This is a genomic window from Stenotrophomonas sp. Sm6012 (assembly GCF_030985895.1).
GTDB classification, from domain to species: domain Bacteria; phylum Pseudomonadota; class Gammaproteobacteria; order Xanthomonadales; family Xanthomonadaceae; genus Stenotrophomonas; species Stenotrophomonas forensis.
On record NZ_JAPTFX010000157.1, the window covers coordinates 1 to 10,557 of the forward strand.

Consider the following 10,557-nt stretch of genomic DNA (forward strand, 5'->3'; position numbering starts at 1 on the left):
GGGCATGGCCCGGCGCTACCCCCCTGACCGATCAATGCCCGCTACGCGCGCCACCCACCTGCTCGATCAACGTCTGGCTGGCCGCATTGAGCCCCACCACCGTTACCTCAGCGCCATGCGCGGCCAGTTTTTCCTGAGCGCGTTCCAGCGCGGCCACGGCGGTCAGGTCCCACAGGTGGGCGTCGCGCAGATCGATCTGCACCTTCGGCGCCACGTGCTGGAAATCGAATGCGGCGCCCAGCTGGCCAGCGGACGCAAAGAACACCTGCCCACGTACGCGGTAGACCTGCGTGTCCCCGGCGTCTTCGCGCTGCACGTCCAGCATGCGGCCAACCTTGCGGGCGAAGAACAGCGCCGACAGCAGCACGCCGCTGAGCACGCCCTTGGCCAGGTCGTGGGTGGCCACGGTGACCACCACGGTCAGCAGCATGACGGCGGAGGAACTGCGCGGATGCGTGCGCAGGTCGCGCAGCGAGCGCCAGCTGAAGGTGCCGATGCTGACCATGATCATCACCGCCACCAGCGCCGCCATCGGGATCTGCCGCACCAGCTCGCTGCCATACACCACCAGCACCAGCAACACCACGCCGGCCACCAGGCAGGACAGGCGCCCGCGGCCGCCGGAGGTCACGTTGATGACCGACTGGCCGATCATCGCGCAGCCGGCCATGCCGCCGAGGAAGCCGGTGACCGTGTTGGCCACGCCCTGGCCGACGCATTCGCGGTTGCGCTCGCTGGGCGTTTCGGTGATGTCTTCGACGATCTGCAGGGTCATCATCGATTCGAGCAGTCCGACCACCGCCAGCGTGGCTGACACCGGCAGCAGGATGCGCAACGTTTCCCAGGCAAGCGGAACATCCGGCAGCAGGAAGTGCGGCAGGCTGTCAGGCAGCTGGCCCATGTCGCCCACGCTGCGCACGTCCACGCCGAAGCCGATCACCACGGCGGTGAGCACCACGATGGCCACCAGCGGCGAGGGCACCGCGCGGGTAATGCGCGGCAGCAGGTAGATGATCGCCAGTGCGGCGGCGCACAGCACGTACACGGTGGGACCGCGGCCGATCAGCTCGGGCATCTGGGCCAGGAAAATCAGGATGGCCAGCGCGTTGACGAAGCCGGTGATGACCGAGCGCGAGACGAAGCGCATCAGTGAGCCGAGTTTGAACACCCCGGCCAGCACCTGCAGCAGGCCGGCCAGGATGCTGGCGGCGAACAGATACTGCAGGCCGTGGTCCTTGACCAGGTCGACCATCACCAGCGCCATCGCACCGGTGGCGGCAGAGATCATGCCGGGCCGGCCGCCAGCAATTGCGGTGATCACCGCGATCGAGAACGCGGCATACAGGCCGACCTTGGGGTCGACGCCAGCGATGAGCGAGAAGGCGATGGCCTCGGGAATCAGGGCCAGGGCGACGACGATGCCGGACAGCAGGTCGCCACGGATATTGCCGAGCCATTGCTGGCGCAGGGGGTAGGACGTTTGCATGGGAAAACTCCGCGCACACGCGGGCGTGGCCACGTGGCGCTGCAGTGGAAAGACACGGGTTCCTGAGCCGGGCGGGCCGGCTGCCGATGTGCGGCAAGGGTCAGGGTGGCGTGATCACTGCAGGGCAAGGTCGATGCGTGGGAGGGGCGCAGTCTACGCCAGTGGGACCGCCGGGGACAGCATCGTCGACCTCAGCGGCAACGGAGCATGGCTCCGCTCTACAATCCAGGCATGGCCGCCGACCGACCGCATTTCTTCGACCCCGCCACCGAACAGGGCGTGCTGCGCCTGTCGATTGCCGGCGCACTGCTGCTGGCATTGGCTGCGGTGGTGTTCGGCCTGTTGGCCAATTCCTCGCTGATCATCTTCGACGGCATCTATGGCCTGATCGACGTGGTCATGACCTGGCTGTCGCTGCTGGTCGCGCGGCTGATCGCACTGTCCACCAGTACCGATGCGCTGCAGTCGCGGCTCAACCAGCGCTTCACCATGGGCTTCTGGCACCTGGAGCCGATCGTGCTGGGGGTCAGCGGCACGCTGATGATCGGCGCGGCGCTGTATGCGCTGGTCAATGCGGTGGATGCGCTGATGTCCGGTGGCCGCCACATCGCGCTGGGGCCGGCGATCATCTTTGCCGGCCTGTCACTGGTGGCCGAGAGTGCGCTGGCCTGGTTCGTGCTGCGCGCCAACCGCCGCATCGGGTCGGAGTTCATCGCGCTGGATGCGAAGAACTGGGTGGTGGCGGCGAGCATGTCGGCCTGCTACATGGTGGCCTTCCTCGGTGGCGTGCTGGTGCAGGGCACGACGTGGGCCTGGGTCGGGCCGTACATCGACCCGGCCATCCTGGCCTTCGTCTGCGTGCTGGTGATGATCGCGCCGCTGGGCACCGTGCGCCGGGCGCTGGCCGGCATCCTGCTGGTCACCCCGCCGGAACTGCAGGCGCACGTGGATGCGGTGGCCCGCGGGATCGTGGCGAAGCACGGTTTCGTCGAGCACCGCAGCTACGTGGCACAGGTGGGCCGCGGCGAGCAGATCGAGCTGTTCTTCGTGGTGCCGGAAAACGACCCGCCACGGCCGCTGGTGGAATGGGACCAGCTGCGCGACGAGATCGGCGACGCGCTGGGCGAGGCCTCGCCGGACCGCTGGCTGACCATCATGTTCACCACCGACCGCGAGTGGACGCTCTAGGCCGGCCGGACGATCGATCAAATTTTGCGGACGAGCTGTCACCCAGCGTCCTTGGAAACCGGGCAAAGTAGGCTCCAACGCAACACCACCCACCGACCAGGAGCATCCCGATGTCCATCGAAAAGGTTCTGTACACCGCCCAGGCCACCTCCACCGGCGGCCGTGAAGGCCGTTCCGTCTCGTCCGACAACGTGCTGGACATCCAGCTGTCGACCCCGCGCGAGCTGGGCGGCGCCGGCGGCCCCGGCACCAACCCGGAGCAGCTGTTCGCGGCCGGCTATTCGGCCTGCTTCCTGGGCGCGCTGAAGTTCGTGGCCGGCCAGGCCAAGGTCGCGCTGCCGGCCGACACCACTGTGACCGGCAAGGTGGGCATCGGCCAGATCCCGACCGGTTTCGGCATTGAAGCCGAGCTGACCATCAACGTGCCGGGCGTGCCGCGCGAGCAGGTGGAAGAGCTGGTGCAGAAGGCGCACATCGTCTGCCCGTACTCCAACGCCACCCGCGGCAACATCGACGTGACGCTGATCGTTGCCTGATGCGCTGATGCCGGCCAGCGGCCGGCACTACCCACGCCAAGGCAAAAAAATGGGCGGATGCCGGTCGAAACCGGGCATCCGCCCATCCCACCTTCGTTGTCCCGCACGGGGGCATGAGGTTGCCGGCCAGCGGCCGGCACTACCAGGTCACTTCTCGCTCGTAATGAGCTGCACGACGCTGGAGAAATCCAGCTTGCCGCGGCCGGCCTGGTGATTCATCGAGTACAGGTTGCGGGCCACTTCGCCCAGCGGGATCGAGGCGCCGACACTCATCGCCGCTTCCACCGCCAAGCCCATGTCCTTCAGCATCAGGTCGCTGCCGAAGCCGCCGCTGTAGCCACGCGAGGCCGGCGCATTTTCCAGCACGCCCGGCCACGGGTTGCACACTTCGGTGGCCCAGCTGCGGCCGGTGCTGACCGCCATCATCTGCGACAGCACCTTCGGGTCCAGCCCGTGCGCCACGCCCAGTGCGATGGCCTCGCCGGTGACCGCCATGATCACGCCCAGCGCCATGTTGTTGCACAGCTTGGCGACCTGGCCGGCACCGCTGGCGCCAACGTGGAAGATGTTCTTGCCCATCGCCTGCAGCACCGGGCGCGCGCGTTCCAGTGCGTCTTCTTCGCCGCCGACGATGAAGGTCAGGGTGCCGGCCTGGGCGCCGGCGGTACCGCCGGATACCGGCGCGTCGATCATCTGCAGGCCACGCGCGGCAGCGGCTTCAGACACCTTGCGGGCACTGGCCGGGGCAATGGTGCTGCAGTCGATGACCAGTGCACCGGCCGGGATGGCGGCGAGGATGCCATCGTCGCCCAGGTACACGCCCTCGACGTGACGGCTGGCCGGCAGCATCGAGATCACCACCTCGGCATCGGCCAGGGTGTCACGCGCGGTGGACGCGGCGCTGGCGCCGGCATCGACAGCGGCCTGCACCGCGGCCGGGACCAGATCGAACACGCGCACAGTGTGGCCGTTCTTGACCAGATTGGCGGCCATCGGGCCACCCATGTTGCCCAACCCGATGAATGCAATGCGGCTCATGCAAGGCTCCTTTCAGCAAGGGGAGTACCCAGGTCGGCCAGCGGATGCGCGGCATCGGCCCAGGGGGAAGCGAAGAAGGTCTCGGCCCATGCGGTGGTGGCTTCGGCCAGGGTGGCCGGGTTCCACTGCGGGTTGCGGTCCTTGTCGATCAGCAGTGCGCGGATGCCTTCGGCAAAATCGCCATGGGCGGCGCAATGCAGCGCGGTGATGTATTCCAGCCGGTAGACGCTGGCCAGGTCCTGGCCGGCGCTGCGGCGCTGCAGTTCGAATGCCAACCGCGCCGAACCCGGTGCACCCGCGGCGAGGGTCTTCTGTGCGGCCTGCAACCACGCATCGTCGGTCTGCAGGCCACTGATGCGGTCGATGATGACGGCGAGATCATCGCCTTCGCACAGCGCGTCGACCTGCGCCGCGTGGGCCAGCAGCGGGCCGGTGACGGCGTCGCTGGCGTGCGATTGCAGCAGCTGGCTCAGGCGCTCGTGGTTGTGCGCGGCATCGCCCGACCAGGCCACCTGCAGCAGCGCATCGAACACCGCGCTGCGGCGTTCTTCGGCCACGTGCACGTCGGCCAGGCCGGCGTAGATGGCATCGCCCGGATTGAGCAGCGCGCCGGTCAGGGCCAGGAACAGGCCACCCCTGCCCGGTACGCGCGGCAGCAACCAGCTGCCACCGACATCGGGGAACAGGCCCACGGTGATTTCCGGGAACGCCAGCTTGGAGCGCTCGCTGACCACGCGGTGGCTGGCGCCGGACATCAGGCCGATGCCGCCGCCCATCACGATGCCATGGCCCCAGCACAGGATCGGCTTGGCGTAGGTGTGGATGAGGTAGTCGACGCGGTATTCGACGTCGAAGAACTCGGCGGCGTAGTCGTTTTCGCGGATGTCGCTGCGGCCAGCGTCGCGGAAGGCGACCATGCTCTTGTACAGGCTGTGCAGGTCACCGCCGGCACAGAACGCCTTTTCGCCGGCGCCCTGCAGCACCACCATCGCGATGGCGTCATCGTCGGCCCAGGCATTGAGCTGCTTCAGCAGCAGGTGCGCCATCGGCAGCGAGAAACCGTTGAGCGTACGCGGCGCATTGAGCGTGGCGATGCCGATGCGCGTGCCGTTGCCGGCCACGCGCTCTTCGAACAGCACCGGTGCTTCATCGGCAACGGTGTCGGTGCTCATGCGTTCTTCCACTGCGCGGCGCGCTTTTCCAGGAAGGCGGTCACGCCCTCGACCTGGTCGGCGGTGTCGAACAGGTCGACGAAGGCTTCGCGCTCGGCCACCAGTGCCGAGGCATGGGTGCCGCTGCGGGTGGACTGCACCAGGGTCTTGCAGGCGGCGATGCTGGTGGGGCTCTGCTTGCCGGCCTTGTTCGCCCACTCCAGCGCCAGCACCTTGGCCTCGCCCTTGCCGACCTTTTCTTCGGCCAGGCCGATGCGCAGTGCGGTGTCGGCATTGATGCGCTCGCCCAGCAGGATCATGCGCTTGGCCCAGCCCTCGCCGACCAGGCGCGGCAGGTTCTGGGTGCCACCGGCGCACGGCAGCAGGCCGACGGTGGCCTCCGGCAGCGCGACCTGGGCGTGTTCTTCGATGATGCGCAGGTCGCAGGCCAGCGCGCATTCCAGGCCGCCACCCATGGCGTAGCCGTTGATGGCGGCGATCGACACGCCACGGAACCCGGACAGCGCTTCGAAGGCTTCACCGAAACGGCGTGCGGCTTCGCGTGCGGCGGCCTTGTCGCCCGAGGCGAACTGGTTGAGATCGGCGCCGGCGGAGAAGAACTTCTCGCCGTCACCGGTGATCACCAGCGCGTAGATCTCGCGGTCCGCGTTGAGCGCGCCCACCAGGTCGCGCAGTGCCGACAGGCTGTGCACGGTCCAGGTATGCGCGGGCGGGTTGTGCAGGGTGACCACGGCGGTGTGGCCATCCACCTCGACCTTCAGGCCCACGTGCTCCTGGGTACGCCAATCCTTCATCGCAGTTCCTCTTCGGTGTTGAGCAGGTGACGGGCAACGATCACCCGCATGATCTCGTTGGTGCCTTCCAGGATCTGGTGCACGCGGCAGTCACGCAGCAGGCGCTCGATCGGGTATTCGCGGATGTAACCGTAGCCACCGTGGATCTGCAGTGCTTCGTTGCAGACGTTGAAACCGGCATCGGTGGCGAAACGCTTGGCCATCGCGCACCACACGTTGGCATCGCCGGCACCGGCATCGAGCTTGCGCGCGGCGGTGTGCACCATCTGCCGTGCGGCAACCAGTTCGATGGCCATGTCGGCCAGCTTGAACTGCAGCGCCTGGAACTCGGCCAGCGCCTTGCCGAACTGGCGGCGCTCGCCCATGTAGCGGCGTGCGGCATCCAGCGCGCCCTGCGCGGCGCCCAGCGAGCAGGCGGCGATGTTGATGCGGCCGCCGTCCAGCCCCTTCATCGCCAGCTTGAAGCCGCCACCTTCCTCTCCCAGAAGGTGGCTGACCGGCACGCGGACGTTCTCGAACGTGATGCCACGGGTCGGCTGGCTGTTCCAGCCCATCTTCTCTTCCTTGCGGCCGAAGCTGACGCCCGGCAGGTCGGCCGGCACCGCAATCGCACTGACACCACTGGCACCGGCACCGCCGGTACGCGCCATCACCACCAGCAGCTCGGTGGCACCGGCGCCGGAGATGAAGGCCTTGGAACCGTTCAGCACGAAGTGGTCGCCATCGCGCACGGCGGTGGTCTTCAGCGAGGCCGCATCGGAACCGGCACCCGGTTCGGTCAGGCAGTAGGAGGCCAGCTTGAGGCCGGCGGCCAGATCCGGGCCCCACGCATCGCGCAGTGCCGGCTGGCCCCACTTGGACACCATCCACGAGGCCATGTTGTGGATGCTGATGTACGCCGCGGTCGACGGATCGACGTTGGCGAGCTCCTCGATGACGACGGCGGCGTCCAGTCGGCTCAGGCCGCTGCCGCCCACTTCCGGGTCCATGTACAGGCCGCAGAAGCCCAGTTCACCGGCCTTGGCGATCGCCTCGCGCGGAAAGATGCCCTCCGCATCCCATCGCGCGGCGTGCGGCGCCAGTTCGGCCTGTGCGAAGTCGCGCGCCGCCTCGCGGTACGCCTGCTGCGCTTCTTCCAGTTCCGTCGTCATCGAGTGGCTCATGGCTGCTCCTGCGGTTACTTCAGGCTGATCGTGGTGTTGACGCCATGGCTCAGCGTTTCGTCATCGAACCAGCGCGCGGTGACCGTCTTGGTCTGGGTGTAGAACAGCACCACCTGCTTGCCGTACGGACCCAGGTCGCCCAGCTTGGAGGCGCGCGAACCGGTGAACGAGAACAGCGGCACCGGCACCGGGATCGGCACGTTGATGCCGACCTGGCCGACGTCGATGTCTTCCTGGAACCTGCGTGCGGCTGCGCCGGACTGGGTGAACAGCGCGGTGCCGTTGCCGTTCGGGTTGCTGTTGACCATGGCGATGGCCTCGTCCAGCGTCTCCGCTTCGAGGATGACCAGCACCGGCCCGAAGATCTCTTCCTGGTAGATGCGCATGTCGGTGGTGACACCGGCAAAGATGGTCGGGCCGACGAAGTTGCCCTTCTCGAAGCCATCCACCTGCGGGTTGCGGCCGTCGAGCACCAGCTTGGCGCCCTGCTCCACGCCCGAGGCGATCAGGCCTTCCACGCGCTCGCGGGCGCTGCAGGAAATGACCGGGCCGACATCGGTGCCGGACACGGTGCCGCCGCTGACCTTCAGGGTCTGGGCCTTGGTGACCAGATCCTGCACCCAGCCGCGGGCCTCACCGACCAGCACCAGGGTGGAGGCGGCCATGCAGCGCTGGCCGGCGGCACCGAAGGCGGCGCCGACCATCGCATTGAGGGTCTGTTCCTTGTTGGCGTCCGGCAGCACCACGGCGTGGTTCTTGGCGCCCATCATGCACTGCACGCGCTTGCCGGCCAGCGAGGCGCGGTTGTACACGTGGGTACCGACGCGGGTGGAACCGACGAACGACACGGCCTTGATGTCCGGGTGGTCGCAGATCGCGTTGACCACTTCCTCGCCGCCGTGGACGACATTCAGCACGCCCTTCGGAATGCCCGCTTCCAGGGCAAGCTCGACCAGGCGCATGGTCACCATCGGGTCCTGCTCGGACGGCTTGAGGATGAAGGTGTTGCCGGTGGCAATCGCCATCGGGAACATCCACAGCGGGATCATCGCCGGGAAGTTGAACGGGGTGATGCCGGCGCACACGCCCAGCGGCTGCATGATGCTGTAGGTGTCCACGCCATTGGCCACGTTGTTGGCCAGCTCGCCCAGCTGCAGGTTGCCGATGGCAGCGGCATGCTCGACCACTTCCAGACCGCGGAACACATCGCCTTCGGCGTCGGGCAGGGTCTTGCCCTGTTCGGCGGTGAGGATGTGTGCCAGCTCGCTCATGTTCTCGCGGATCAGCTGCTGGTACTTCAGGAAGATGCGCGCGCGGGTGCCGATGGGAGTCTTGCGCCAGGTCTTGAAGGCTTCCTTGGCGGCGGCGACGGCGGCGTCCACTTCGCCGGTGGTGGCGAACGGCACCTGGGCCAGCACGTCCTGGGTGGCCGGATTGATCACGTCCTGCCAGTGGGAGGTGGCCGATTCAACGAACTGGCCATCGATCAGCATGCGGATACGGGGCGCTGCAACAGTCATGACGACAATCCCACGGGGTGCGAAAGATGCTTGGCATTATTCACAGCACCCACCTCGATTTCCGGGCTGAATCCGCTTAATCTGGCCAACACGCCAGACGATTCATGTTAATTCTGTGAATTATTCAGCCCCTCAGCGACAACTTGGCCTGCGTCTGCTGCGCCTGCGTGAGCAGCGCGGCTACAGCCAGGTGGACCTGGCCCGGACCCTGGGCCTGTCGGCCAGCTACCTGAACCAGATCGAGCGCAACAAGCGCCCGCTGACCCCGGCCGTGCAGAAAAAGCTGGGCGAGGTATTGGGCGACGTTTCCGCCCTGTTCGACGACGATGAGCCCGCCGCGCTGCAGGAAGCGTTGGGCGAAACCCTGCGCGACCTGGGCCTGGCCGAGGTGAGCGCCACCGAGCTGCGTGCATTGGCCGGCAACCTGCCGCAGGTCAGCCGCGCCCTGCTCGACCTGCACCGCCGGCACCTGGCCCTGCGCGAGCATGCGGCGGCACTGGAGTTCCAGCTGGGCGAGCCCGGCGCTGGCAGCACCCTGCCGGCCGGCGACCAGGTGCGCGAGTTCTTCAACCGCATGCACAACCACATTCCCGAACTGGACGAACTGGCCGAGCGGCTGTTCGCCGAATGGGGGCTGTCCCCCGGGCATGTGGCATCGCGCCTGCGCCAGCTGCTGGCCGACCGCCATGGCGTGCTGGTGGAGGTGGCGGCGCTGCAGGCCGGACGCGAGAAGCGCCAGTTCGATGCCGGTGCGCGGCGGCTGTGGTTGCCCGATTACCTGGAGCCCGGCCAGCAGGCGTTCCAGATGGCCGCCGAGCTGGCGCTGCACGGTTACCTGCCGCAGATCGATGCGGTGATCGCGCGTGCGGGCTTCCACGACGAAGCGCGCATCGCGCAGGCGCGGATCGGGCTTTCCAACTATTTCGCCGGTGCGCTGGTGATGCCGTACATGCGCTTCCTGCGTGCGGCCGAGGCCAGCAGCTACGACATCGAACTGCTGGCGCACCAGTTCGGCGTCGGCTTCGAGGCGGTGTGCCATCGGCTGAGCACGCTGGCGCGGCGCAGTGCGCCGGGCCTGCCGTTCTTCTTCATCCGGGTGGACCGCGCGGGCAATGTGTCCAAGCGGCATTCGGCTACCGATTTCCACTTCTCGCAGGTGGGTGGCTCGTGCCCGCTGTGGATCGTGTACGAGGCGTTCAACCAGCCGGGGCGCATCCTCACCCAGACCGCGCGCATGCCCGACGGCCGCCGCCATTTCTGGCTGGCACGGCAGGTCAGCAGCGGGCCGGTAGGCCATGGCCAACCGCGCAAGACGTTTGCGGTGGCGCTGGGCTGCGACCTGCAGCATGCGGAGCGGCTGGTGTATTCGCTGGGGCTGGATGTGCAGAGTCCGGGCAACTCGGTGTCGATCGGCCCGGGGTGCCGGGTGTGCCCGCGCGAGGACTGCATGCAGCGCGCGTTCGCGCAGTTGCCGGGAAGGTAGGGGTTATTCGGCAGGGCTGCGCCCTGCACCTGCTTCAATCCAAGGCAACAGCAAAAGCAACAGCGGGCTTTCCTTGGGATGGCGGGGTGGGTCCCCGGTGGCGGGGGACGCCGTAAACCCCCCTCCGGGGTCCGGCCCAGCCGCTGGCGGCTGTGCGTTCGGGCGCTTGCGAAGCAG

General features: G+C 67.7%; 9 protein-coding genes. 3 read left to right on the top strand and 6 right to left on the bottom strand.

What is annotated here, in order from left to right:
* Positions 1-31: 31 nt before the first annotated feature.
* The gene (locus O0J73_RS19315) at positions 32-1,486 is read right to left on the bottom strand and encodes a SulP family inorganic anion transporter (RefSeq protein ID WP_308309400.1); all 1,455 of its coding nucleotides are present in this window, start codon (positions 1,484-1,486) and stop codon (positions 32-34) included.
* Between the two features lie 207 nt (positions 1,487-1,693).
* Between O0J73_RS19315 and O0J73_RS19320 the strand changes: the two genes are divergently transcribed.
* Positions 1,694-2,674, top strand: coding sequence for a cation transporter (locus O0J73_RS19320; protein ID WP_308309401.1), 981 nt, complete (start codon positions 1,694-1,696; stop codon positions 2,672-2,674).
* Positions 2,675-2,784: 110 nt separating this feature from the next.
* Entirely contained in the window at positions 2,785-3,210 is a 426-nt protein-coding gene (locus O0J73_RS19325) for an organic hydroperoxide resistance protein (RefSeq protein WP_004153735.1), read from the top strand.
* Between the two features lie 147 nt (positions 3,211-3,357).
* Here the strand turns inward: O0J73_RS19325 and mmsB are convergent, their stop codons facing one another.
* The 5 genes from mmsB to O0J73_RS19350 are packed head-to-tail and all read right to left on the bottom strand — an operon-like array spanning position 3,358 to position 8,897.
* Entirely contained in the window at positions 3,358-4,248 is an 891-nt protein-coding gene (mmsB, locus tag O0J73_RS19330; RefSeq protein WP_308309402.1) for a 3-hydroxyisobutyrate dehydrogenase, read from the bottom strand.
* The gene (locus O0J73_RS19335; RefSeq protein ID WP_308309403.1) at positions 4,245-5,420 is read right to left on the bottom strand and encodes an enoyl-CoA hydratase/isomerase family protein; all 1,176 of its coding nucleotides are present in this window, start codon (positions 5,418-5,420) and stop codon (positions 4,245-4,247) included. Before O0J73_RS19335 ends, mmsB begins: the two co-directional genes overlap by 4 nt.
* Positions 5,417-6,214 carry an enoyl-CoA hydratase gene (locus O0J73_RS19340; protein ID WP_308309404.1) on the bottom strand — a complete coding sequence of 266 codons (798 nt, stop codon included), beginning with the start codon at positions 6,212-6,214 and terminating at the stop codon, positions 5,417-5,419. The genes O0J73_RS19335 and O0J73_RS19340 overlap by 4 nt, the downstream gene beginning before the upstream one ends.
* Complete coding sequence (locus tag O0J73_RS19345) at positions 6,211-7,377, bottom strand: acyl-CoA dehydrogenase family protein (protein ID WP_197564166.1); 1,167 nt, start codon at positions 7,375-7,377, stop codon at positions 6,211-6,213. The genes O0J73_RS19340 and O0J73_RS19345 overlap by 4 nt, the downstream gene beginning before the upstream one ends.
* A 14-nt stretch (positions 7,378-7,391) precedes the next feature.
* Complete coding sequence (locus tag O0J73_RS19350; protein WP_049458485.1) at positions 7,392-8,897, bottom strand: CoA-acylating methylmalonate-semialdehyde dehydrogenase; 1,506 nt, start codon at positions 8,895-8,897, stop codon at positions 7,392-7,394.
* Positions 8,898-9,012: 115 nt separating this feature from the next.
* Here O0J73_RS19350 and O0J73_RS19355 point away from each other — a divergent pair, with 115 nt between their 5' ends.
* On the top strand, positions 9,013-10,380 hold the full coding sequence (locus O0J73_RS19355; RefSeq protein ID WP_308309405.1) for a short-chain fatty acyl-CoA regulator family protein: 1,368 nt from the start codon (positions 9,013-9,015) through the stop codon (positions 10,378-10,380).
* Positions 10,381-10,557 lie beyond the last annotated feature (177 nt).